Source organism: Streptomyces sp. NPDC019443 (assembly GCF_044389785.1).
In the GTDB taxonomy this organism is placed as follows: domain Bacteria; phylum Actinomycetota; class Actinomycetes; order Streptomycetales; family Streptomycetaceae; genus Streptomyces.
In genome coordinates, this window is the sequence record NZ_JBIRYJ010000006.1 from 192,737 (window position 1) to 216,532 (window position 23,796).

General features: G+C 67.1%; 21 protein-coding genes and 3 pseudogenes. 13 read left to right on the top strand and 11 right to left on the bottom strand.

Annotated elements, in window-relative coordinates; genetic code table 11:
- Positions 1 to 110 precede the first annotated feature (110 nt).
- The 4 genes from ACH492_RS20965 (at position 111) to ACH492_RS20980 (ending at position 6,050) form a co-directional block, all read left to right on the top strand.
- Complete coding sequence (locus ACH492_RS20965) at positions 111 to 956, top strand: DegV family protein (protein ID WP_398988650.1); 846 nt, start codon at positions 111 to 113, stop codon at positions 954 to 956.
- A 133-nt stretch (positions 957 to 1,089) separates the two neighbouring features.
- The gene (locus ACH492_RS20970) at positions 1,090 to 2,178 is read left to right on the top strand and encodes a helix-hairpin-helix domain-containing protein (protein WP_398988652.1); all 1,089 of its coding nucleotides are present in this window, start codon (positions 1,090 to 1,092) and stop codon (positions 2,176 to 2,178) included.
- Positions 2,175 to 4,592 carry a ComEC/Rec2 family competence protein gene (locus ACH492_RS20975; protein WP_398988654.1) on the top strand — a complete coding sequence of 806 codons (2,418 nt, stop codon included), beginning with the start codon at positions 2,175 to 2,177 and terminating at the stop codon, positions 4,590 to 4,592. Before ACH492_RS20970 ends, ACH492_RS20975 begins: the two co-directional genes overlap by 4 nt.
- Positions 4,593 to 4,619: 27 nt before the next feature.
- The gene (locus tag ACH492_RS20980) at positions 4,620 to 6,050 is read left to right on the top strand and encodes a recombinase family protein (protein ID WP_398988656.1); all 1,431 of its coding nucleotides are present in this window, start codon (positions 4,620 to 4,622) and stop codon (positions 6,048 to 6,050) included.
- On the opposite strand, the pseudogene ACH492_RS20985 reads toward ACH492_RS20980, so the two are convergent.
- Positions 6,047 to 6,357 (bottom strand): annotated as a pseudogene (locus ACH492_RS20985) (transposase); the annotation flags it as partial. The gene ACH492_RS20980 and the pseudogene ACH492_RS20985 overlap by 4 nt on opposite strands.
- 297 nt (positions 6,358 to 6,654) lie before the next feature.
- On the opposite strand from ACH492_RS20985, the gene ACH492_RS20990 reads away from it, so the two are divergent.
- Entirely contained in the window at positions 6,655 to 8,157 is a 1,503-nt protein-coding gene (locus ACH492_RS20990; RefSeq protein ID WP_398988658.1) for a hypothetical protein, read from the top strand.
- A 239-nt stretch (positions 8,158 to 8,396) separates the two neighbouring features.
- Here the strand turns inward: ACH492_RS20990 and ACH492_RS20995 are convergent.
- From ACH492_RS20995 to ACH492_RS21010, 4 genes and pseudogenes are all read right to left on the bottom strand, one after another.
- Positions 8,397 to 9,796 (bottom strand): annotated as a pseudogene (locus ACH492_RS20995) (replication initiator).
- Between the two features lie 269 nt (positions 9,797 to 10,065).
- Positions 10,066 to 10,260 (bottom strand): hypothetical protein, encoded by a 195-nt coding sequence (locus ACH492_RS21000; protein ID WP_398988660.1) that lies wholly within the window; start codon positions 10,258 to 10,260, stop codon positions 10,066 to 10,068.
- Entirely contained in the window at positions 10,257 to 11,561 is a 1,305-nt protein-coding gene (locus tag ACH492_RS21005) for an FtsK/SpoIIIE domain-containing protein (protein ID WP_398988663.1), read from the bottom strand. The genes ACH492_RS21000 and ACH492_RS21005 overlap by 4 nt, the downstream gene beginning before the upstream one ends.
- Positions 11,561 to 11,923 carry a hypothetical protein gene (locus tag ACH492_RS21010; protein WP_398988665.1) on the bottom strand — a complete coding sequence of 121 codons (363 nt, stop codon included), beginning with the start codon at positions 11,921 to 11,923 and terminating at the stop codon, positions 11,561 to 11,563. Before ACH492_RS21010 ends, ACH492_RS21005 begins: the two co-directional genes overlap by 1 nt.
- A gap of 181 nt (positions 11,924 to 12,104) precedes the next feature.
- Between ACH492_RS21010 and ACH492_RS21015 the strand changes: the two genes are divergently transcribed.
- The gene (locus ACH492_RS21015; RefSeq protein WP_398988667.1) at positions 12,105 to 12,881 is read left to right on the top strand and encodes a GntR family transcriptional regulator; all 777 of its coding nucleotides are present in this window, start codon (positions 12,105 to 12,107) and stop codon (positions 12,879 to 12,881) included.
- A gap of 960 nt (positions 12,882 to 13,841) precedes the next feature.
- Here the strand turns inward: ACH492_RS21015 and ACH492_RS21020 are convergent.
- Complete coding sequence (locus ACH492_RS21020) at positions 13,842 to 14,846, bottom strand: helix-turn-helix domain-containing protein (protein WP_398988669.1); 1,005 nt, start codon at positions 14,844 to 14,846, stop codon at positions 13,842 to 13,844.
- Between the two features lie 868 nt (positions 14,847 to 15,714).
- Between ACH492_RS21020 and ACH492_RS21025 the strand changes: the two genes are divergently transcribed.
- Together ACH492_RS21025 and ACH492_RS21030 are read left to right on the top strand one after the other, a co-directional pair.
- Positions 15,715 to 16,245 carry a hypothetical protein gene (locus ACH492_RS21025; protein ID WP_398988671.1) on the top strand — a complete coding sequence of 177 codons (531 nt, stop codon included), beginning with the start codon at positions 15,715 to 15,717 and terminating at the stop codon, positions 16,243 to 16,245.
- A 206-nt stretch (positions 16,246 to 16,451) separates the two neighbouring features.
- Entirely contained in the window at positions 16,452 to 16,931 is a 480-nt protein-coding gene (locus ACH492_RS21030; protein WP_398988673.1) for a hypothetical protein, read from the top strand.
- Between the two features lie 32 nt (positions 16,932 to 16,963).
- On the opposite strand, the gene ACH492_RS21035 is transcribed toward ACH492_RS21030, so the two are convergent.
- From ACH492_RS21035 to ACH492_RS21050, 4 genes are all read right to left on the bottom strand, one after another.
- Positions 16,964 to 17,251 carry a hypothetical protein gene (locus ACH492_RS21035; protein WP_398988675.1) on the bottom strand — a complete coding sequence of 96 codons (288 nt, stop codon included), beginning with the start codon at positions 17,249 to 17,251 and terminating at the stop codon, positions 16,964 to 16,966.
- A 527-nt stretch (positions 17,252 to 17,778) separates the two neighbouring features.
- A complete protein-coding gene (locus ACH492_RS21040) occupies positions 17,779 to 18,006 on the bottom strand; it encodes a hypothetical protein (RefSeq protein ID WP_398988677.1) in 228 nt (75 codons plus the stop codon).
- Positions 17,994 to 18,413 carry an ATP-binding protein gene (locus tag ACH492_RS21045; protein WP_398988679.1) on the bottom strand — a complete coding sequence of 140 codons (420 nt, stop codon included), beginning with the start codon at positions 18,411 to 18,413 and terminating at the stop codon, positions 17,994 to 17,996. Before ACH492_RS21045 ends, ACH492_RS21040 begins: the two co-directional genes overlap by 13 nt.
- A 113-nt stretch (positions 18,414 to 18,526) precedes the next feature.
- Positions 18,527 to 19,711 (bottom strand): helix-turn-helix domain-containing protein, encoded by a 1,185-nt coding sequence (locus ACH492_RS21050; RefSeq protein ID WP_398988681.1) that lies wholly within the window; start codon positions 19,709 to 19,711, stop codon positions 18,527 to 18,529.
- Positions 19,712 to 19,843: 132 nt separating this feature from the next.
- On the opposite strand from ACH492_RS21050, the gene ACH492_RS21055 reads away from it, so the two are divergent.
- The 5 genes and pseudogenes from ACH492_RS21055 (at position 19,844) to holA (ending at position 23,010) form a co-directional block, all read left to right on the top strand.
- A complete protein-coding gene (locus tag ACH492_RS21055; RefSeq protein WP_398988682.1) occupies positions 19,844 to 20,386 on the top strand; it encodes a flavoprotein in 543 nt (180 codons plus the stop codon).
- A 183-nt stretch (positions 20,387 to 20,569) separates the two neighbouring features.
- Positions 20,570 to 20,791: pseudogene (locus ACH492_RS21060) on the top strand (hypothetical protein); the annotation flags it as partial.
- Positions 20,792 to 20,946: 155 nt separating this feature from the next.
- On the top strand, positions 20,947 to 21,723 hold the full coding sequence (locus tag ACH492_RS21065; RefSeq protein ID WP_398988684.1) for an arylamine N-acetyltransferase: 777 nt from the start codon (positions 20,947 to 20,949) through the stop codon (positions 21,721 to 21,723).
- 11 nt (positions 21,724 to 21,734) lie between these two features.
- Positions 21,735 to 21,980: a hypothetical protein gene (locus ACH492_RS21070; protein ID WP_398988686.1), complete on the top strand. Its 246-nt coding sequence runs from the start codon at positions 21,735 to 21,737 to the stop codon at positions 21,978 to 21,980.
- A gap of 43 nt (positions 21,981 to 22,023) precedes the next feature.
- A complete protein-coding gene (gene holA, locus ACH492_RS21075; RefSeq protein ID WP_398988688.1) occupies positions 22,024 to 23,010 on the top strand; it encodes a DNA polymerase III subunit delta in 987 nt (328 codons plus the stop codon).
- A 311-nt stretch (positions 23,011 to 23,321) separates the two neighbouring features.
- Here holA and rpsT read toward each other — a convergent pair whose 3' ends face one another.
- On the bottom strand, positions 23,322 to 23,588 hold the full coding sequence (rpsT, locus tag ACH492_RS21080; RefSeq protein WP_307663582.1) for a 30S ribosomal protein S20: 267 nt from the start codon (positions 23,586 to 23,588) through the stop codon (positions 23,322 to 23,324).
- Between the last annotated feature and the right edge of the window lie 208 nt (positions 23,589 to 23,796).

Sequence of the window (23,796 nt, forward strand, 5' to 3'; positions counted from 1 at the left end):
CCCTGAGCGGTCCCTGAGCGATCCCTGGGTGATCCGCCGGCCGGGGCGACGCGTTCATTGCCGAGGGGCCGGGCTGCCGTGCGGCGGCTCCTGCGGGTAACCTCCCGCTCATGTCCCGCCATGTCGCGATCGTCACTGATTCAACGGCCTACCTGCCGCCACCGACGATGGAGCGCCACGGCATCATCGCGGTGCCGCTGACCGTCGTACTTGGCGATCAGGCGCTCGAAGAGGGCACCGAGATCTCGGCCCGCTCGCTGGCGCTGGCATTGCAGAAGCGACGCCCGGTGACCACGTCCAGGCCGAGCCCCGAGGTGTTCGCAGAGGCGTACCGCGCGAGAGCGGAGGCCGGTGCGACCGGCATCGTCTCACTTCATCTGTCGAGCGAGTTCTCGGGGACGTACGACGCCGCGGTGCTGGCCGCCAAGGACGCGCCGGTGCCCGTGCGGGTGGTGGATACCGGGATGGTCGCGATGGCCCTGGGATTCTGCGCGCTCGCGGCCGCGGAGACGGCTGAGGGCGGTGGCACGCTCGACGAGGCGGTAGCCGCCGCGGAGAAGCGGGCCGCGGGGACATCCGCGTACTTCTACGTCGACACGTTGGACTACTTGCGCCGCGGCGGCCGGATAGGGGCCGCGCAGGCGCTGCTGGGCTCGGCGCTCGCGGTGAAGCCTCTGTTGCAGTTGGACGGCGGCCGGATCGAGCTGCTGGAGAAGGTGCGTACGGCATCGAAGGCGATCGCCCGGCTGGAGGAGATCGTCGTCGACCGGGCGGGCACGAGCAGCGTGGACATCGCGGTGCACCATCTGGCCGCGCCGGAGCGGGCCGCGGCGCTGGCGGAGCGGCTGCGGGAACGGGTTCCCGGGCTGGTCGATCTGCATGTCAGCGAGGTGGGCGCGGTGATCGGGGCGCATACGGGACCGGGGCTGTTGGGGGCTGTGGTCTCGCCCCGCTGAGGCGCTGGTGTGGGCGCGCCGAGGCGGTCGCTGTCACCCCGGTGAGTGACCGAGTTTTCCACAACGGGGCGGTTTTCCACGGGAATTGGGCCTGCTCAGCGGGTTTTGACGGATGTGCCTAGCGTCTTGTGGCATGGCTCTCCGATCACGTTCCGCAACCAGTGGCCCGGGCCGCGCCCCGGCCTCGGACAGCCGCGCCCGTGACGGCCGCGGCTCAGGCCTGGGTCCTCCCCGTTCAGGGGCCGGCCCCGGTTCGGGCTTTCCCAGCCCCGGTTCGGGCTCGGGTTTCGGCTCGGGCAGCGGTCCCGGCCGTGGCTCGCGGCGTCCGGTTCGCCTCCGTGGCAGGCGAGTGGCTGCCGCACCGAGTACGGCCGCCCTGCGCCGCCGCGCGGACGCCCTCTTCGAGGGCCCCCCACGCAGTACGGCCACGAGTCTCGACGCGGCTGTTGGGCGCTCCCGCGCCGAAGCGGGTGGCGGTGGCCGATCTGCCGCGGACATCGATACGAGTCCGGGCACGGGCACTCGGCAGCGCGTGGGGCTTGCGGTGCGGGAGCGGTTGCCGCTGTGGGTGCAGCTCAGATGCGGGCTCGAGCCCAGGGCTCTCGCCGCCCTGGTCGTCGTACTCGTAGTGGCAGCGGTCTTCGCGGCGCAGCACTTCTGGGCGGGGCGGCCGCAGACCGTGCGCGCCCCGGAGCTGGTCCAGCAGGGCGCGGCCACGCGGGAGCCGGAGCCGCACCCGTCGCCGGGTCCGCCGCCGTCCGATGCGGGGCCCGGAGTGCGGATCGTCGTCGATGTGAGCGGCAAGGTACGGCGGCCGGGGGTGCACAGGCTGCCGGCCGGATCCCGGGTCGCCGACGCGCTGCGGGCGGCCGGAGGCGTCCGGGCCGGTACGGATCTGACGGGGCTCAACCGGGCGCGGGTGCTCATGGACGGCGAGCAGGTCGTGGTGGGCGTGCTCGTGCCACCGGGATCGCCGATGACAGGAGCGGGCACGGGCGGACCGGGCGCGGGCGGGGGTGGGCAGACCGCTGGGCCGGTGAGCCTCAACTCGGCGACCGTGGAGCAGCTCGACACCTTGCCAGGGGTCGGTCCCGTACTGGCCCAGCACATCGTCGACTACCGCACCCAGCACGGGGGTTTCCGGTCGGTCGACGAACTCCGCGAGGTCAACGGGATCGGCGACCGCCGGTTCGCGGACCTCCAGCCATTGGTGCGGCCATGACGACGGCCATGACGGCGGCCACGGCGCGTCCGGCGGTGCACGCCGCTGCCGGCCACCGGCTGGGGGCTTCCGACCCGCGACAGGAGGGACCGGCAGACCTGCGGCTGGTGCCCCCGGCCCTGGCGGCGTGGGCCGCGGCGGCTGTGGCGGTCGGCGCGCGGGGGTGGTGGACAGCGGTGGGCGTGACGGCCTGCGTCGTCGCCGCGGGGCTGTTACTGGCTCCGGCGACGGCCCGGGCGGTGCGTTCGGTGCGGGCTGGAGCGGGCAGGGGGCCGGCGCCGGCCGTCGGTGGCGCACAGATCAGCAGGCGCAGGCGTCGGCTCAACGCCACCGCCCTCGCCGCGATGCTGCTGTGCGCCGCGGCGGGCGGAGCTTCGGCCGGACTGCACAGCGCGGATCTGCGGCGTGGGCCGCTGCCGGATCTGGCAGGCCGATACGCGCACGTCACCGTCGAGTTGCACGTCACCGCTGATCCGCGAGCGACCCGGCCCCGCGTTCGCGGCGATCGGACGGCGCGCGGATCCGTCATGCTGGACGCCGAGGTGACCCGCGTGACGGCACCCGGTGGCGCGGTCACCGAGACGCGGACGCCCGTCCTGGTGATCGTGCCTTCGGGCGAATCGTCCGCGGCCAACGTGCCGTGGCTGCGGCTGTTGCCCTCGACCCGGCTGCGGTTGACCGGACGGCTCGCGCCGCCCCTGCACGCCGACGACAGGTTCGCCGCCGTACTGAGGCCGGAGGGGGACGGTCCGCCGCGGATCACCGGCCCGCCAACCGCCCTCCAGCGCACGGCCGGAGGACTGCGGGCCGGACTGCGCGAGGCCACGGACGGGCTCCCCCCGGACGCCCGGGCGCTGCTGCCGGGGCTGGTCGTCGGCGATACCTCACGGATCACGCCCGAGCTGCAGGGCGCCTTCGAGGCAACCGACCTCACTCACCTTCTCGCCGTATCCGGAAGCAATCTGACCGTCGTGCTCGTCCTGCTGATCGGGCCGCCGGGCACGGCCCTGCTGGCCGAACGGCGGGGTCTCGCACCCCGGTTGGGCATCACGCTGCGAGGTACCGCCCTTTTCGGTGGCGCGCTCACGCTCGCGTTCGTGGTTGTGTGCCGACCAGAGCCGAGCGTCCTGCGGGCCGCGGCCTGCGGTGCCGTCACCTTGCTCGCCATCGGCACCGGACGCCGCCGGTCGCTGATCCCTGCGCTGGCCACGGCCGCACTCCTGCTCGTCCTGTACGACCCGTGGCTCGCCCGGAGTTACGGCTTTCTGCTCTCCGTACTGGCCACCGGCGCGCTGCTCACCATCGGCCCCCGCTGGAGCGCGGCGCTGCAACGGAGGCGGGTGCCGCCCCGGCTCGCAGAGGCGCTGGCCGCGGCCGCCGCGGCGCAGGCCGTGTGCGCTCCCGTGGTGGCGGTTTTCGCGGCCAGGGTCAGCCTGGTGGCGATCCCCTGCAATCTGGTCGCCGAGCTCGCGGTCGCCCCGGCCACGGTTCTCGGTTTCGCCGCTCTCGCCGCGGCCCCGGTGGCGATGCCGGTTGCCGAGCTGCTGGCGCGCTGCGCGGGGTGGCCCGCCGGGTGGATCGCCTCCGTGGCTCGCAGCGGGGCGGGGCTGCCGGGGGCGGAGGCGGACTGGCCAGGTGGCTGGCGCGGTGGGCTGCTGCTGGCCGCCGTCACGGCCCTGGTCGCGCTCCTCGCCCGTCGGCTGCCGCGGCACCCATGGGCGGCCGCCCTCTGCGCGCTGCTGCTCCTGCTCGCTGTCCTGCGCCCCGCCCCGCTCACCAGGGTGATCACCGGCTGGCCGCCGCCGGGCTGGACGTTCGCGATGTGCGACGTCGGGCAGGGTGACGCCACGGTGCTTGCGGCGGGCGCCGGCGCGGCCGTGGTCGTGGACGCGGGCCCCGACCCGGAACTCGCCGACCGCTGTCTGCGGGACCTGGGCGTCACCCGGATTCCGCTGATCCTTCTGACGCACTTCCATGCCGACCATGTCCGGGGGCTGCCTGGCGTGTTGCGGGGCAGGGCCGTCGGCGCGGTGCAGACGACGACGTTCGAGGAGCCACGGGAGCAGAGCGAGTTCGTACGGAGAACGACGACTGCGGCCGGGGTACCCGTGATCCGCGCGGGACCGGGGGAGCGGCGCCGGGTCGGGCCGCTCGCCTGGCAGGTCCTGTGGCCTCGGGCAGCCCTTGGGCCCGGCTCCGGCTCCCGCCCGGACTCCCGCCCCGGCCCCGGCTCCGGTCCCGTCCCTGAGGAACCCAACGACGCAAGCGTCACGCTGTTCGTCCGGATCGAGGGCGGCCTCACCCTGTTGCTCCTCGGTGACCTCGAACCACCCGCCCAGCGAGGGCTGTTGCGCGCCCATCCGGCGCTCCCACCGGTCGACGTCCTCAAGGTCGCCCACCATACCTTCACTTAAAGGGTCCAACCCCAGTACCGTCGTGGCATGACGAAGCGACGAGCGGCGATCTACTGTCGGATCAGCAACGACAAGGAAGGTGGTGGCCTTGGAGTCGCACGCCAAGAGGAAGACTGCCGACTGTTAGCAGCGGCACTTGGATGGCACATCGTGGATGTGTATGTAGACAACGACGTCTCTGCTGCCGACCGTCGCAAGGTCCGCGACGAGTACCAGCGGATGATGGACGACATCAAGAGCGGTCGTGTTGATTCCGTCGTCTCTTGGCACACGGACCGTCTCCATCGTCAGCCGAGGGAACTTGAGGACTTCATTGATCTAGTGGAGACGAAGAAGGTCGAGATCAACACAGTGAGAGCCGGTGTGCTGGATCTAACCACACCATCAGGGCGTATGACGGCCCGAGTGCATGCAGCTATAGCCAAGCACGAGGTCGAGCATAAGCGTGAACGAGTGTTGCGCAAGGTCGAGGAATTGGCGCTGGAAGGCAAGATTCACAACGGCGGGCATCGACCCTTTGGGTACACCCGAATCTATGAGGGTGAGGGATCCCGGAGAAAGGTTCTCCGAGACGAAATCAATGAGAAAGAGGCGGAGATCGTGCGCGAGTGCGCCCAGAGGATACTGGAAGGGGAAACGCTCTACGCGATAGTGAACAGTCTCAATGCGCGGAAGATCAAGTCATCGACAGGTGGTACGTGGACCCAACAGGCGCTCCGCTACCTTCTAATATCTGGCCGTATCGCCGGGCTAAAGGAGCATCGGAGGCAAGTTATAGGGAAGGCGCAATGGTCCCCGATCATTACCGAAGAGGAGCATAGGCAGATCCGTGCGCTCCTTACCTCACCTAACCGCAACACCAGGAAACTTAGGGCAGCGCGGATCTACCACCTCAGCGGGTTGGTCCGCTGCACCTGTGCTCCGGAGCACATCAAGATGAAGGTTCGTAAAGGCTCGGACCGCAAAACGATGGTCTATGCATGCCCGGCGAAGGGTGAAGGAGGATGCGGAGGGCGGACCATTAAGGTAGAGGAACTAGAGCGCCTTATGAGGACGCTAGCCTTGAGGGAAGTGGGTGAAGTGGAGGACCTTGCGGAACAGGGAGAACCTAGCCCTACGATGGAGTTGGAACAGCAGATAGATCGGTGGGAGCGTCGACTAAATGAACTCAAAGAGGCATTTGCCGACAGTGAGCAGTCGGCCAGCGAATATCGCGATGTAACGCAGGATCTCCGCAAGAGGATTGATGCAGCACGCCTGAAGGTCACGAAGCATCAGGTCCGTCAGCTGGTAAGAGTTGAGCCGGACGAGTTGAAGGATGCTTGGGAGGATCTCCCCTTCGAGCGAAAGAGGACGATCTTTACGGGCCTCTACAAGGAGATCCTTATATATCCTGCAACTCGTCCGTTCAACGTCTTCAATCCTGCCCGAGTAGTTCCGGTACCCCTTGAACTCTAGAGATCTTCAATGGCGGGGGTTACGGGGGTGTGAGGTAGTCCGGTCTTGGTGATGTAGCCGTCGATGAGGCCGGGTCGGTACTGCATCCGTTTGAGCCGTGTCTTGACGAGCGCGGTCAGCTGGTCGATGCCGTATTTGGCGAGGTTTGCCAGGGATCTCTTCTGTGCGACCACACTGCCTCGATCGGGTTGAACTCTGGTGCATAGGGTGGGAGCTGGTAGACAGTCAGCCAGGGCCGGGCCGCGATCAATTGCCGCATGGTGAGGCTGCGGTGCGTGTTCAGAATGTCCCAGACCAGGACGACTGGTACGGCTGCAGACAATGGCCGATCTTCGGCCCCGGCGGGGACGCGTGACCCGTTCGTGAGCGTGCTGCTGGTGGCCCTCGCTCGCCGGCACCGTGCCGGTGGCCTCCTTTTGCGGTGATGCCCGGGGAAGCCCGAATCCCATCATCAGCAGGATGGTGGCGAACATCGAGAGGAACAGCCACCGAGGGCGCGGGAGGCGCGGAGACTGTTGAAGGCCCGGTGCCCAACCCCCTAAAAGGAGTAGCATCGCATGCGCTTGCGCGACTACATCCTCAGTCTAGTGGCATGGGAAATAGCATGAGGGCAGTGGTGCATCCACCAGACGAGGACGGTGCACGCCAAGTAACCCTCGGAATGCATCGGCAGCAGGTGCGGTCACGTGAAGAACTGAGCGAGTTCCTGCGCGACAATGGCCTCTCGGATGACGTGCACAACCCGAATCAGATCGAATGGCGCGGTGGGGGAAGCAGGGCGTGGGGGCCGTCTAGCACAGGTCCCAGCGGTGAGAGTCGCTGGAGAAGGTGGGTCACCGCAATTGCGTTGACCGCCGGACTTGTAATGGCTGCTTCATTCTTCGGCTTCATTGGCGCGAAGGATGTCAGCGAGGCGCTCACCTATGCCGGACGCATCGCCGGGGCTTTGCTCCTTGCCGTGGCATTCATCGCGCTAACGGCAGCTGTCGTAGTTCTCACCGACTACGGGCTGAGGCGTCGATTGAAATTCTCAGGCCCGGTAATCCTATTGGGCGTCCTGACTGTGCTCACGATGAATATCATTTTGCTGTGCGTGCAGATCCTGGGCCGTGAATATACTCACTGGCTATGGATGTGGCTGAGCCTCACCCTATGGGCGGCGTGGGCCCTTTGGGAACTCATCTACCACCAGCGAATATGGAAGGAGATTCCTCACCGGAGAAAGTTCGCAGCCGCCTTGTCCATCGGGGCCATCGTAGCTATCGGCAATTTTGTGTACACGCAGATATACCAGCCATACGCGTCTCCCCCCATTGTTTTAGCGGAGTCGGAGTTCGGCACGCCACACCTTGATCCAACAGCCGGAACCATCCACCTTCCGGTGACCGTGCGTTTCAAGAATACTGGCAAGGTGGCCGTCTGGGTCGTAGGAGCTTACTACCACGTTGTGGGCGTCAGTTGGGATTCCGCCCACCAGAAATTGCAGAGCCTGGAAGAGTGGCAGAAGAACGTGGTAGGCACGGGAGAAATGGATCTACATGACTACACGCGCGGGCGGACAGAATATGTAATCAGCCAAGGAATGATCCAGGAGCCGGATTACACCTACCTGGAGCCAGGAGACGGCCTCACCGAACAGAGGTTGATTGAAATGCCTGCCGAGAAAGGATTCTTCGATTCAGTATACGCATACGGCGAAGGCTATGTGCTAAGGAAAGACAGGACGAAGCTGGCAGGGGACCCAATTCATTGGAGAAAGCTTTCATGGGAGAGTGATAAGAGGAGCGTGCCCGCCTGGGTCTGGAGAAATGCGGGAACGAGAGCTGGGTCTGAATACATTGAGTACAATACGCCACTAAAATACAGCAACGAGATCCTCAATTTCACCCGGCGACCTAGGCGTTTGACGCAGTGGTGGATGCTTGGTACGAACGAAGAACCCGCATTCACTACGCAGATACTGTTGGCACCGAAAGGTGACCGACGAGAGCCTACAGCCTCTGAATGGCTCAAAGAGTCAGACAGGTACGGGCTGATATATGTGTGGAGTGGCCGGAGGGAGATATCATACGCTCAGCTAATGGCAAGGCAGCCAGCTTCGCCTTAGGTATTGGAATGATGCACCAGATCATGGGAGTGGGCCGGGTGGGGCTCCGGAGGCGGTCGTAGTACCGCGATGAGCTCCGGGACTGGCTAGCCTAGTCTCCCTGGGCGATTCTGCGCAGATCACGTTTCACCCTGCGCAGCATCGCTCTTTGCCGTGCGCTGAGATCAGACGCACGCCGCGCATGCAGCTCTACCCATTCCTCATCGCTCATGACGTTTTTCCGTCTGCCGCGACTGCAGTCAGGAGTCGCCATGAATAGACTCCTCACGCGCAATCTCCCGGTTTCGCGCGAGGTCTTCCGCGATTCCGACAGCTATAAGGGCAGCGCCGGAGGTGTGGCCCGACCCACGTAGCGCCAGGCCGCGTCGGTGACTGCGTTCGGATCACCAGCCACCCCAGCACTGGCGCGTAGATGCTCGGCCCGTTCAGCGCGCAGGGTGGCGTAGGTGGTGGAGTAGGCGCGTGATTTGGTGAGGATGTGGCCGCGGTAGCCGAGGGTGTGGGCCCAGGCCCGTAGCCGTAGGGACTCGAATTCCGGCAGGCCGCCGAGACGCCAGCAGGCGCGCATGAGGGATCGCACGTGGGGAGTGACTTGAGCGGTGCCTATGTCTTCAGCGCAGGTCAGTCGGTAGTCGGTGCCGGCGGCTGTGTCGGCCGCTCCTTTGGTGACGTACTTGGCTACGTACGCGGCGACCGCGTCATCTGCCAGCCCATCACCGTTGCCGAAGGAACGCAGCGGCCGGGCGTCGAGCTGAGCACCCCACCGCAGGGTGTGTTCACCTGTGGCCGGGCTGTACGGGGTGTGGACAGTGACGGCGCGTGCGGCAGCGCGTACGGCAGCGGTGAGGGCCTCGGCGGTTGCCCAGGGCGGGGACGGGTCGTGGGGACTGGCCGGGCCGTCCAGGCGTACCACAGCGTGAACATGGATGGCCGCTCGCCTCTGATACTCGGCGACTTTGGCGAAGGAGAGCCGGGCGTGGTCGGGGAAGCGGCTCTGGACGATCCTGGCAGCCGAGGCCAGGGCGCGGCGGACGCCACGCGTGAAGCGCGCCCATAGCTCCCCGGTGTGGGCATGCCACAGGACGTGTCCCGAGTAGTCGTAGCAGTCGGGACATAGCGGCTGACCGACGAGCGGATCTGTGTCGGTGTGACGGGCAGGGCAGCTGAGGGATCGGCCGTGTTCGCAGTGTCCGGCGTTCCGGCGGGGGCGGCAGCGTTCTGCCTCGGTGGTGATGTGGTGGACCGGGCCGAAGCCGGGAGCGGTGAGGGTGACGAAGAGCCGCGGATGTTCGCGTACGTCGGCGGGGACGCTCTTGCCACCGACGAGTCCGGCCCGTACCAGGTGGAAGGTGTCTCCGGCGTGGAGGCGGGAGCAGGGTTCACACACGGTGGCGCGCCGGTTGCGGCAGCGGACGAGGAGGCGTTCGCCGGGTTCTGCGGTTGTGTCGTAGTGGTGCAGGATTTCGCCGCTGTGGGTGTCTCGGACGGTGGTTGCGCCGGTGAGGTGGATCGGGTGGGCGCAGCCACCGGTGGCGGTGATCTGTTCCAGCCAGCGGGCGAACTGCGGGTCTTGGGCGAGGCGGATGACGTCTTGGTCGACTTCGGTGAGCTGACGCAGACGCGCCACGCGGTCGAGCACGGCGCGTCTGTCAGCCGAGGTGATCTCGGCGGTGATGGTGGGGACCTCCCTTGCTGGGCCGCCGCAGCGGCACGGACGGATGGTGGGTGGGTTGTGTCCATGGCGATCACCCCTTGTTGGTCGGTGCGTTGGCTGGCGGGTGGGTTAGCGGATGGTTCCGGTGCCTCGACAGCAGCGGCAGCGGCGCCGGTGTCCGGTGCGGGTCTTGCGGTAGCGCTCGCCCTTGCAGACGGGGCAGCGCACGCGGCGCATCGGCATACGACTCCCTGTCAGGTGTGGGTGAATCCGGAAAGGAACAAGGTGACGAGGCCATCCACGGTGAAGATGACCGGGGTCTGTCCCAGGTAGAGCCCGAACAGGCCGACCATGACGGCCTCCCACGCCTTCACGTCACGGGAGCGGACCAGGAGGACAGTGATGATCCCGAAGATCAGCGCGAAGGGAATTGCCGCTTCCTCAGTCATGCGCTCTCACCCCTTGCCGAGGCCTTCAAGGCAGCGGTGACGGCGGGCAGTTCGGGGGTCATGCCTGCGTAGGCGGCGGCGGTTTTCCGGGCCTCCTCGGTCGCGGTGAGGTGGGAGCGGGCCCGGTCCCAACCCCCTTCGGCCCCCGTGCACACGGCCACACCTTTCTCGTGGGAAGTGATGGACTGTGCGACGGCGACGGCGTCCTTATGGAGGTCGCCCAGCGTCATTTCCGCCGTACCGGGATCGTTGACCCGGTGACAGATCCGTCCCGCCAGCTGAGCGCGCAGCGCGGTCACTCCCGGCCCGAGGTCGGAGCCGACGCGTTGCCCGGCGACCACGAGATGCACGGCGAGGGCCGCACCGAGCTGTCCCAGGCGCAGGAGGTAGGTGGAACACTGCTCCGCCTCCGCCTTCCCCTCCCGCGTGCCATCCGTCAGATAGAGCTCGGCGAGCTCATCGACGATGACCACGACAGGCACCGGTCGCCGCGTGTGGGGCAGTTCCCAGATCGAGCGTGCCCCGGCTGCACGGCAGATGCGCATCCGGTCCTGGATCTCGACCACGAGCGCGCCGAGAACGGCCACCGCCTCACGTCGGCTGGAGGTCAGCGCGGTCAAGCGATCGCCGAATAGACCGAGCTCCATGCCGCCCTTGCAGTCGATGCCGACCAGCGCGACCGGCTGCGGGGCGAGTTGGCACACCAGCCGGGCCAGGAGCGTGGATTTGCCTGACTGGGTCGCCCCGGTGATCAGCCAATGGGGAATCTGCCGCAGGTCCATCACCCACGCTCCGCCGGACTCCAGCGCTCCGACCAGCGCGCAGAGGAGTTCGGCCGGGGCAGAGGCCAGGCCGGGTCGCTCCAGCGGATCCCGGGCAGTCGCCGTGATCAACACGGTTCCCCGCTCAGGGGAGGTCACCCGGACTCCATGCACACGCCAGGCGTGCATCAGAGCGTCGGCCGCGGCGATGAACGGCCCTGGCGTCTGCCCCGGATGCAGCCGCACCACCAGGCTCAGGCCGGTCGGTGTGGCACGGGGGAAGGAGATGCGCGGGGCCCTGGGGCGCACCGGCTCGCCCCGCACCTCCAGGTCGCCCACGATCCGGCGGGCGGGTTTGTAGGTGACGGTGAGACCGTTGAACTGCGCGACCCTGCGCCAGGTGACCAGCACCCGCACAGCGGTGACCGGGTAGCCCGTCAGGTACCAGAAACACACCGGGTGCCGCTCCCGCAGCGCGGACCCGGCAAGTAGCAGCCAGGCGAGTGCGGCGAGCGCGAACGCGAGCAGGATCGGTTGCATCAGGCGCCACCCGCCTTACTGGCAGAGGCGGTTGTGTTCCCGCCCGCGGCCGGTACGGGCGTAATGGCGGCAGCACGGAAGCTGATCCCGTGACGGTCGCCCATCGCCCACGCAAACGCCTCCAGGCCCGTGACCCTGACCTCCGTGCCCTCCGTGACGTCCTTCGGTTCCCCGGTCACCGAAATCTCGATCACCGACACCCGGCGCCCCTCCTGCCGGACCATGACGCCCACGGTGTAGATCGTGTTGCCGTCCCGGTCCTTCTTCACCTCCTTCGTCTCGAAGTTGCTGACCTTCGCTTCCGGCTCGACAGCGCACCGCAGTACGCCGAGCCGGGATGTGTCCACAGGTATGGACTGCATGGGTAGTTGGCCTCCTTGGCCATCCAGGCGCCAGGCATTCACCTGACGTCACTCGTGCTTACGAGTGACAACCATGCATGGCTTGACGTGAGATGGCAAGCACTTATGCTGACGAGTGACGTAACACGACGGGCGTCAACCGCCCGCTACCCGACCCGCGCCCTGAGCGGAGGCCACAGACATGGCAGGCATCGAGCGCCCCGGACCGCTGTACCAGCAGGTCGCCGCCGCGATCAGGCAAGGCATGGCGGACGGCGACTTCCCGCCCGGCAGTCCGCTCCCCTCCGAGGCCCAGCTCATCGGGCGCTACGAGGTCAGCCGCCCGACCGTCCGCAACGCGATTGCGGCGCTACGGTCCGAAGGGCTCATCGAGGTGCGGCACGGCAAAGGCAGCTTCGTGAAGGGCACGCCGACACCGCCGCTCACGATCGAGCGGACCATCTACCGCAGTGGAAAGGCGTACGCGCCCGAACTCGCCGAGTGGACCCAGGCGCACGAGCCGACCGTCTACCGGACCGAGACCACCGATGCGACCGGCTCACTGCTCGAACTCGGCGAAGGCGAAGCACTCTTCGGCGTCGACCGCGTGCTGGTCCACCAGGTCACCCAGACCCGGGCACTGCACCGCTTGCTGATCCCCTTCGCCACCGCCGAGAACGTGCCACCCCTCGCCGAAGCCCCGGACGCCTCGGTGGAGGAGATCTACACCGTCCTCACCGCGGCCGGCCACAAACTCACCTGGTCCGAAACCGTGCGCGCCCGCATGCCACAAGCCGACGAGCGCACCGCCCTGGAACTCCCCGACGCCACACCGGTCATCCACACGATGCGCGTCACCCACGGCACCGACCAACAGCCCCTCATCCTCGAAGAGCTCCGCACCAGCGGCAGCCAAGCCCAACTGTCGTACCGCATCACCGCCGACAGCCCCCGCGCGCTCCGCGCCGTCCGCAACTGACAGCCCGGGATCGGTCCAAACCCTCTTCACTTACTCAAGCCCCCGCCCGTTGGGCGGGGGATACGGCACGGCAGGTCACAGCCCGCAGCATCCGGCAGGCCTCAGCCGTGGCGCACTTGAGGGGAAAAGAACACAACCACCCCGCCCCCGGGACCGCAACTCCCCCACGCGCCCCGGCCTCAGCGAAGGCGCCTCAGCCCCGGTCCACGGTCCATGGCTTCGCGGGGCCGGGCGAGGGGATCTTGGCCTTCGGCCATCCGGAGCGCTGACCCACGGCGTCCTAGCCGCCGCACCGGAGATCCACAGACCACCAGCCCGCACAGCGGGCCGGCGCCGGGCTCGGGACTCGGGGCTGCGCTCATGCCTTCGGCCCGCGCCGCCCCGGCCCCGGCCCCGCGCCACCACATTGCCCCAAGGTGATCACCGTTTCAGACTCTGGCCGCCAAGGGCCGATGCACCGGACCGAACCTGACACCTCGCCCATCCGCATGCCAGACCTCACCTGGTCGAGCACCATCGCATGGCCAGGCAGCAGGGGTGCGCGCGTACAGACGGCAAGACGCTTTGTACTCAAAAAGCAGGTGCGCCACTGTTGAGGCCTGCCGGATGCTGCGGGCCGAGACCTGGCAGGCCGATCAGTGACTCGGCGATCGAATCCACACCTCAGAACATGCCTCCGGCGGGGGCGCTCCGACTCCGGGATGGACGGAGCTCCGTAGGCGAGTGCCGGCCCGTGGAGGGCGTGCGTGGGGGGGCTCCCATCCCGTCCGCCATCGACCCAGGCAGAGCCGAGCAGCCGCGGCCCAGGGCGTCAAGGTCGTTCGTACAGTGGCGCGCTCCACCTTGACGCCCTGAACCACGCCCGCTCCACGGTGTGTGGGCCGACGGCAGACGGGATGGGAGCGAGGCAGATGGTTGCTGGGGGAGGCGTGTGCCAGTGGCTCCGACTCGGCCAAGTGGTCAGGCAGTTAGTTCCGGGCGAGCTGACGGGGACGGAATTGCTCTACGCCGATGACGACCAGTCTGGCCATCCTCGGGATGCACGTCACCAATCGCAAAGTCGGTCAACAACTGCTCCAGCATCTGTGCACTTTGCGGATGACCCACCCGGTTGAGTGCATCCTGCGTTTCTCGAACCATCCTCTGAATCTCAATACGGGCACGCGCCTTGAGTCGATCAGCTTCGCGCCGTGCATCAGCAGCCACTGCATCCGCTTCCCTGAGCAGCGCGTCAACTTGCTCACCGGCCCGCGTATGCAAGCTGGAGGCGTGCATACGGGCGTCGGAATTGATGCGGTCCGCTACGTCGCGAGCGGCTTCGACCATGCGAACTGCTGTGGCTTCGGCTCCCCGGATCGTCCCCGTGGCCACCACTTGCGCATGTTCCTCCGTCAGCGTGGCCTGCGTCGTCGCGTTTCTGATCATCTCATCGCATTTCTGTTCAGTGTCTTTCTGTCTATCAAATAGATGGCGGATCTCTCCTTGTGCGCGCGTGAGGATTTCTAACACTTCGCTCTGCAATCTTGCTGCTTTTGCGGCTTCGTCTTTTGCTGCGGTCATCTTCCGCCCTGCCCAGTAGGCGACGGAATCAGGGTTTGCGATCGCTAGCTTCAGTGCCGCAATTTCGTCACGAGCCTGCTGAAGATCTTCGGCTGGGCCGGGGTTGGGCTCGGTCTCGCTCTGGGCCTGATCAAGCAGGCGGAGGTATTGCTCAGGGTTCCCGCCAAGTCCTTGGACAACGTCGCGAAGAAGTTCCCGGCTGGGTAACTGGCCATTAAAAAGTCCGGACAGGGCCGTGCGGGAATAGCCCGTGCGCTTGCCGATCTCCTCGTAGGTCGGGTCTCCGGCCCGTTCCTTCAGCATTCGCAGACGCTGCGCGAGCTGGGTCCTGGCCGACCCGTCGTCTGGCAAGTTTTTGAGCCTGCGTCCTGCCACGAGAACCCCCATTGTTCTGAGGGTGCTCATTGTTCCGGAACTTTTGCCCCGAGAGGGGCGGTTCGGAGAAGTCGATGTTGCATGCGCAGGTCAGTGGATTGTTCGGCATTCTTCGGAATGTCTGTTCAGGTGATGGAGTGATCAATGTGCAGCCCGTGTACTGGTCTCGTCGCTCCATCGCTGGAAGCGCAACCCCTGCATCGGGGCGGCGTGCGATTGGGCGCGTGGGAACTCAGTAGGAAGGAGAACTGTGCACGCCGAGCATGACACCGAGGAGGGACTGCACAAGCCCCGCTTGCGGTGGCGCCTGGCCCACGTCCTTAAGGTCGTCGGCCGCATCGAGCCTCTGGTTGCCCTGACGGTGCAAGTCGGATCGCTCATAATCACCGTGGTCAGCGTCTGGCCCGGTAGCCCTCGAGGCTGACCGGGCCAGACAGAAGGAGTTGATGACAGGCCGCCCGGGTGCAGCGAGCAAGCGAACCCCGGGCCGGCCGCACAACCTTCAAGACGTCGCGATGCAGCGTCTCACGGAGTGCGATCTCGCTTCTTCACTGATTCTCACTGGACCAGACCTGTCGGGCAACCTCTGGCCCAACACTGTTACCTGCTTTGCCTGCCAGCAGTACAGCAGCGAAGTACCGCAACCTCAGTGACCGTCCTCGGGCGCCAGCACCCGCACTTGTCCGAGGCTCGGCCGGTGCGCCCGTCGATGACCGATCTACTTAGAGCTACGGATCAGGAGGCTGCACCACGATCCACCGGCTCAACTCAGACGCCATCTCAGTGCATCCGCCACCACCGCACCCCAAGCGCACCAGATGGAGCGAGACTTCATCTCACGACGCATCTTCAACCGATTGCCTCCTGGGGCAGGCCCGGTAGTTCTAGGGTCCTCCCCATGGTGAACATGGCAGTTGAGGTCGGCGATGCCGCAACCTGGGGCAGCACCCTGGTCGCCCTGCTAGTAGCCGTTACGGCATGGTTGCAGGGCAGGAAGGCGAAGGCCGACCAGGAGGAGCAAGCGCGTGTGCAGCGCGAGACCATGGAGCTTGCCCACCGTCAGACCGAAGCCAGGGAGCGTCGAGCCTTCGCGGTAGAGCAGTTGCTGGAACAACTGATCGCCACGCACGAACTGCGTCCCAGCTCACCGCCCCAGCCGAGTCCATCGTCGGTTGAGTGGATGCTGGAGCGAAGGGGGAAGCATGTCTATTTGCTTCGCAACATCGGGAGCGGCACAGCAACTGGGGTACAAGTCGATCCCTCCAACATGCCGTCGATCGCATCCAATCTCCCCGAAGACGCGATTGTGCGTCCTGGTGAGTCGGTGGAATTTCTCATGGCCGCGTCACTGGCAACACCTCTGCCGGGAGAGATTTGGGTGTCATGGAGTCTCGGAGGCGACCCAGTGGCCGTTCCCGTCCCGAACTGATCCCCGTGCCCGAGGCGTGCCCGAACAGGCGGGAAACCACGGATAATAGCGGGTGCTGGACGTGGTTCCAGAGCCTGGCATCAACCCTCATCGTGCCTGGTCAGGGTCCGCGAGAGGCCGCAGAGGCGCGGTGATTCCCAAGCTCAGAGCACGTCCAAGGTACGCCTGCAGGGCGGCGGGCAACGGACGTTCTAGGCTCCCCTGCCATGGAGTGGATATCGCCAGTCAGTACGGCACTTGGCGCGGTGATCGGGGTCGGTTCGACGTTGATTGCCGATCGGCTCAGGTGGCGCAGGGAGCGCGCCGGCCAGAGTCTCGACGTGCGGAGGCAGCTCTACGCCGACTACACCGCTGCACTCTCGCGTATGCGAACGGCGCTCCACGAGTGCGCGCAGGCAGACATACCTGCAAGCGAGCGCCCTACGAGGGTGCGCGAGCTGTTTCTGGCGCCCGGGGCGTACGAGATCCGCCACCAGCTGGCCATCATCGCCCCGCAAGATGTCGTGGAGGCCGCCCGCGCCGCGTTCGTGGTCTTGAGGCACACGAGAGACCTGCTCGTGGACGGCGCTGTGATCGAGAGCCCGGCGTACAGCGAGCTGGAGAACAGGTTTGATTCGGCAGTGGCCGAACTCCGCCGTGTCATGCGCCGAGATCTTGGCGTGCCCGAATCGACCACGAGACGATGACACCGCCGCGGCCATTCAAGATCCGCCCTGGCTCAGCCGACCTTGCCTAGCCGAGCAATGGCCCGCATCAGTGCCGCCACGTCATGAGCCGCTGCCGCCGAGATCACCAAGCGCACCGCCCCGGACCCGTCCGCATTCGCCTTGGCCCTCCATTCGAGCCCCGTCGTGTCGAACCCGGCCGCCACCAACGCGTCCGCCAGCTCCGTACCGGCATCAGTCGCGTCCCGCCAGCCCGCCACGTAGTCCACCCCACGTACCCAAACCACGTCGTCAGGGTCGAACGCCTCGTCCTCGAAACCCGCGTCCTCTGGGTCGTGCATCTGTCTCAAGTCCCTTCCCCGTGCACTGGCTTGACTCTGACCATCGGGGGATCATCGGGCGTGAGCACGACGACGGCCCCGGTACCATCGGCACCGGGTTGCATCTGCATCCCGAACCGGGCCGCCCCACATGCTGTCCAGGCGAGAGGGGCGGTCCGGCCCGCAACCGGCTTATGAAGACCGGAAGTTAGAGGCCTGGCGAGTAGGGATTGCTGATCACCGCCAACGGCACGTACACGGTGATCCAGAACACGACGATCCCGAACGCGAATAATCGCTGCTTCATGAGTCGGCACCGCCGCTCTCGGCTCGCGTCGCTCGGAAGAACGTTGTCATTACGGCCCGGAAGCCCGTGTGCCCGGAACGGCCCGCATGCCGCAGGCACCACACCTCTGGCTGCTCTTTGCCGTCAGCCGCTTCTGACGACTCCTGGCACGTCGTGCACTCGGCCTCGAAGACCGGCCCGCTTCCAGAAGCGTCGGGCTGCAACACCCAGTCCACGAAGTGCAACACCGTCCTTGCCGCCATCACGTACGCCTTCCTCTCGGCTTGTCTCGTACAGTCCGGCCACGGCGATCCACCGTGAGCTCGTCGGCCGCATTCACTCGGAGTGCAGGACCCTCCTTGAAGACCAGGACCACCTGCGGGCCGCCCGCGGCGTACCGGTCGGAGCGGATCGCCTTGACCTCCCGCCACAGTCCGTGTGCGCTCACCCAGTCCCCGCGCCGCACCCGCAGCGCCATCACCCGAGCCATCGCGCCTCATCCCCGTCGGTGGCAGTCACCACGGCCCATACCGACTTGCCGACCCCATCCCGGTCGTCGATACCCCACCGGTTAGACAGCTCGTCGACGAGGCCAAGGCCCCAGCCGCCGGACTCTCCGGGCACGCGAGCTGCGGGACGTTCGTCAGCCGCGTCGTGAACCTCGATGCGGACGCCGTCTGCCTCACGCAGATACCGCGTCTCGATCTCGCGCCCCGGCGAAACGTGTGCATGCCGAACCGCATTGGTGACCAGCTCGGACAGCACCACCAGTGCCGCGTCTTCGACCGCGTTGAGGCACCACTTGGTCAGCGCCTTCTTTAATTCGGAACGCGCTCTTCCAACGCTTGCAGGATGGCGAGTCCAGCGCCGTACCAATGGCTGCTCATTCGCCTGCATGTCGCCCACCTCGGTTCCGGTGCTCGGTAGACCGGCTGTTCAACCATGCTGGCGACGCACAAAGCCCCCGACTTTCACAGTTCAGTGAAAGTCGGGGGCCAGGTGTGAGAGTCCTAAAGCCCCACCCAGGCGGCCAAGTGATCAAGAGTGTCGGGAGTACGCCGAGTCATATGCACCAGACCACGGATGGTCTCCCGAGCTCCCGCGTGATACCTGGTCTGCTGCGGCGCCAACCGCCGCGCGGTGATGAGCGACTTCAGCGCAGCCTCAGTGCGACCGGCCTCCATCTGTACGCGAGCCCGGTCCACGTAAAAGTGAGAAGCCCGGGACACCGCCCAGTCATTCGGTATGCGCACCTCTTCGGCCTGGCGCAGTGCTTCGCCGAATTCGCCCATCTCGATGTGGGCTGACACCGCATGAACCCTCACGTTGGTCGGACCGAACGACAGCCACAACACGTCCGACGCTTCGCCGACACGGGAGGCATACGCGCGTGCCTCTGCCAGCTGTGCCGTGACCTCACTGTGGTCATGAGCGCGAGCGGCGATGATCGAAGCCCCGAGGTGGAGCTGACCCGCCACGGCGAAGCGCTCCCGAGATGCGTGAGCCTGACTCAAGGTGTTTTGACCAGCCACGATGAGGCGCTGGCCAATGGTGTACTCGCCCTCCCGGAAGTACACCAGCGCCCGCATGTACTGCCGGACGGCCGCCAGCAAGGGATCGGAAGCACGTGAAGCGGCCCAGTCCATGCGATCGAGCGCCACGGTGGACAAGTCGTAATAGCCGAGTTTCACCGTTAGGTCGTGAGCAGTGCGATACGTACTGGACAACGCGGCCCAGACTTCTGAAGACGGCGCGCGGTAGGCGGCAGTGGTGATCTCGGCGATGACATCAGGTAGTTCGAGCGCAGCGTCATGCAGCTTCGTCGCGCGCACCAATCGGCACAGGTTCTCGGCAGCCGCCACGAGCTGAGGCGTGGGGCGGGGTGTGATCGCGGGATCTGCCCCCAGGTCATAGAGATCTAGTGCTTCCCTGATGGGTCGGACCAGCTCTGACAGACGATCTTGCTGAAGCTCGGTCACATATGGCTGACCCGTCAGCGACGTGACGTCGACACACAGCACCTTGGCGACCGTCGCGACCAGGTCAGGACTCGCAGGCTTGTGACCGCTCTCGACCTGAGTGAGGAGGCTGTACGAGTACGGGATCTTCTGAGCCAGACCGCGTTGGGTCAACCCGGCCCGCTTGCGGTGGTACGCGATCCGGCTGCCTGTGTGCTCACCTTCGGTGAGAGGCATTGCGGGCTCCATTCCGTGACGCGCTCACCGGAAACGCTACCCGTCCCACCAGCACGGCGAACGGCGAACCGTCCCCAACGCCTCAGCCATCTGCGGTTGCGGAAGCCGGAACATCCAAGGTGGACTGCGGCCATGACTGCGAACCGAGTCCTGTACTTGCTGGGCAGCGCGGCCCCTCCGGTGCTCAATGTCGCCGGTGTCATCAAGAAGGCACAGACGGCGGGGTGGGATGTCTGTTTGGGACTGACGCCCACCGCCGCCCGCTGGCTGGACGACCAATTGCCGGAACTGGAAGACCTGACAGGGCACCCGGTGCGCAGCCGGTACAAGCTGCCCAAGGACTCCGACGTGTGGCCCCCGGCTGAAGTTGCCGTGCTTGCCCCTGCGACCTTCAACACGATCAATCAATGGGCGTTGGGGATCACGGAGAAATTCGTGGTCGGATTCGTGGCCGAGGGAACCGGCAAGGGCATCCCCGTCATCACGATGCCGTGCGTCAACGCCGCGTACGTGAAGCACACGCAGTTCGACCAGAGCGTCGTAACCCTCCGCGCCATGGGCGTGCAAGTGCTCTACGGAGAAGGCGGGTTCATCCCGAACGAGCCAGGCGAGGGCCGACCGGACGCGTACCCATGGCACCTCGCGCTGGCAGCCGCTGAGTCTGCCGTCGGCTGACGCGACGCACGGTGACGCGGCGGGGCTCCCCGATAGATCGTTGCCTCATTGACGAGGGCCTGTGCGGCGGGTGTGGCCACCATCGTGGGGGCGGCGACAAGTTGTTCTACCGCGTGGAGATAGGACACGCCCGCACCTGATCAGGGCATGGCGGATGCATCTTGAGCCAGGACCCCCTAAGAAAAAGTATGGCACCACGGCTCCGCCCACCAGCACCCCGGCCTGCTGCGCGCCGTGCGCCCGCGGCTGGCGCTGATCTCCGCGGGCCGCGGCAACATGTACGGCCATCCTGCGCCCCGTACGGTCGCGGCGCTGAAGGCAGGGGGAGCGGGGGTGCTGCGTACCGACACGGACGGGGCGATCGCGGTGACCGGCGGCGGACGAGCCCTGCGGGCGGTCCCGCGAGGCCCGGACCCACCGTCGCACCCGTCGCACCGGTCCTACCCGTCGCACCGGTCCTACCCGTCGCACCCGTCGCACCCGCGCCCACGCGCCTCGGGCGAGAGGCCTAGGACCAGGGAGCCATGGTGCTCGGGCGGCCCTCGGGACACACTCGTCCCATGGATGCCTACCTCCGCCGTATCGGTGCGAGCCGCCCCGAGCGCGCCGACGCCGACGCGCTGCGCGATCTGCAGCTGCGGCACTTGCGGACAGTGCCCTTCGAGAACCTCTCCATCCACCTCGGCGAGGACATCGTGCTGGAGGAGAAGGCGCTCCTCGCCAAGATCGTGGACGCTCGGCGGGGCGGCTTCTGCTACGAACTCAACGGCGCCTTCGCGGCGTTGCTGCGCGACCTCGGCTTCACCGTCACCCTCCTCCAGGGCCGCGTGTTCGGCGACGAGGGCCGGCTCGGCATCCCGTACGACCATCTCGCCCTGCTCGTCGAGACGGTGGACTCCACCGGCCCCTGGCTGGCCGACGTCGGCTTCGGCGACCACAGCCACCATCCGCTCGCGTTCGACGAGCGGGGCGATCAGAAGGACCCGGCAGGCACGTTCCGGATCGTCGAGGCCTCTCAGTACGGGGATCTCGACGTCTACCGCGACGGCAAGCCACAGTTCCGCCTCGACACGCGGCCCCGCGTCCTCGACGACTTCCGCGCCGGGGCCTGGTGGCACCGCACTTCGCCCGACTCGCACTTCACTCAGTCCGTCGTCTGCTCCCGGCTCACCGCCGAGGGACGGATCACGCTCAGCGGCCGCAAATTGGTCACCACCGTGCACGGTGAGCGGCATGAGCAGCCGCTGGCCGACGACGCCGCGGTGCTCGCGGCGTATCGCGATCACTTCGGGCTGCTGCTCGACCGCCTGCCGACAGCCCCGGGCAGGGCGACCTGAACAATGTCCGTGTGAGTGCTGTGAGACATGTACTGGTGCTGCCCGACCGCGACGCCGCGGAGGAGGCGGCCGGGGCACTCGGCGACCGCTTCGGTGTCGCCGAGGAGCCGCTGCTTCTGCGAGACGCGCTGGCCGGCGAGGACGACGCCGAGGACGCCCAGTGGCTGCTGGTCGTCGAGGACCCGGACGGGCGGCTGGACCCGGCGAAGCTGGACGAGTTCGCGGGTGAGTGGGACGGCTGGCGCGAAGAGCCGTGAACGGAGAGGGCGGTGTCAGTGGCGCGTGGGATGCTGGACCGCGATGGCCACCAGGAAGAATTCGACCGACGATCCCCTCGCCCCCGTCACACTCGCCGTGGGCCAGGAGGACCTGCTCCTCGACCGTGCCGTGCAGCAGGTGGTGGCGGCCGCCCGGGCCGCCGACGCGGACACGGACGTACGCGACCTCACCGCCGACCAGCTTCAGCCGGGCACGCTGGCCGAGCTGACAAGCCCGTCGCTCTTCGCCGAGCGCAAGGTCGTCGTCGTGCGGAACGCTCAGGACCTGTCCGCGGACACGATCAAGGACATCAAGGCGTATCTCGACGCGCCCGCGGAGGAGATCACCCTTGTGCTGCTGCACCCCGGCGGTGCGAAGGGCAAGGGGCTGCTGGACGCTGCCCGCAAGGCAGGGGCGCGCGAGGTCGCCTGTCCCAAGACGACGAAGCCCGCGGAGCGGCTCACCTTCGTACGGTCCGAGTTCCGGGCGCTCGGAAGGTCGGCGACGCCTGAAGCGTGCCAGGCCCTGGTCGACTCGATCGGCAGCGATCTGCGAGAGCTGGCCGCCGCGGTCTCGCAGCTCGCGTCCGACGTCGAGGGCACGATCGACGAGGCGGTCGTCGGGCGGTACTACACCGGCCGGGCCGAGGCCTCCAGCTTCACGGTCGCGGACCGTGCCGTGGAGGGGCGGGCGGCGGAGGCGCTGGAGGCGTTGCGCTGGTCGCTGTCGACGGGGGTCGCGCCGGTCCTGATCACCAGCGCTCTGGCGCAGGGGGTGCGGGCGATCGGCAAGCTCTCGTCGGCTCGAGGCGGGCGGCCCGCCGATCTCGCGCGTGAGCTGGGCATGCCGCCGTGGAAGATCGACCGGGTGCGGCAGCAGATGCGGGGCTGGACGCCGGACGGGGTGGCGGTCGCGCTGCGCGCGGTGGCGGAGGCGGACGCGGGGGTGAAGGGCGGGGGTGACGACCCGGAGTACGCGCTGGAGAAGGCGGTCGTGGCGATCGCCCGCGCGGCACGCTCCCGACGCTGAGCCGAGCCCGCCCGGGCCGAGCCCGCCCGGGCCGAGCCCGCCCGGGCCGAGCCAGGCCGAGCCGGCTCGGGCCGAGCCCGCCCGGCCGCCGATCCCCCGCCGCCCCCGCCCTGCCCCCCGATCCCCGCACCCCCCCGCAATGCCGAAAGCCCCGGTTGCCGTCCTGGGGAAGGACAGCCACCGGGGCTCACAGTTCAAACAGTGTGCGCCGCACCCGCGTGGCGAACGCAGGCCGCGTGCAGCGCTGAGGGTGCCGGGTCAGGAGCGGAAGAGAGGGCCCGCTGAGTCCCTACCGGCGACAATCAAGAGGTTCAGCCCTTGAGGGAGCCAACCTTGGAGGCCAGCGCCGACTTCTTGTTGGCGGCGGCGTTCTTGTGGATGACACCCTTGGAGACGGCCTTGTCGAGCTTCTGCGACGCCTCACGGACGGCCACATTGGCCTTCTCGACGTCGCCCGAGGCGACAGCCTCACGGGCCTTGCGGATCGCGGTCTTGAGCGACGACTTGACGGCCTTGTTGCGCAGGCGCGCCTTCTCGTTCGTCTTGTTCCGCTTGATCTGGGACTTGATGTTCGCCACGAAAGAGCCTTTTCAGGTTCGATGATCTTTGAGTGTGTGTCTCGTACATGAGAGGGCACGAGACACAGCTGCCCAGGCTACCAGTCGCCCATCGAGCGGCCCAAACCGACCGCTGCCCCGCGGCCGTGGGACCATAGAAGCTCTACGTATCGATCCCGATCCGACATCGCCCGAGACGAGACGCCCGGCGTCTCAAGAATCAGGACCC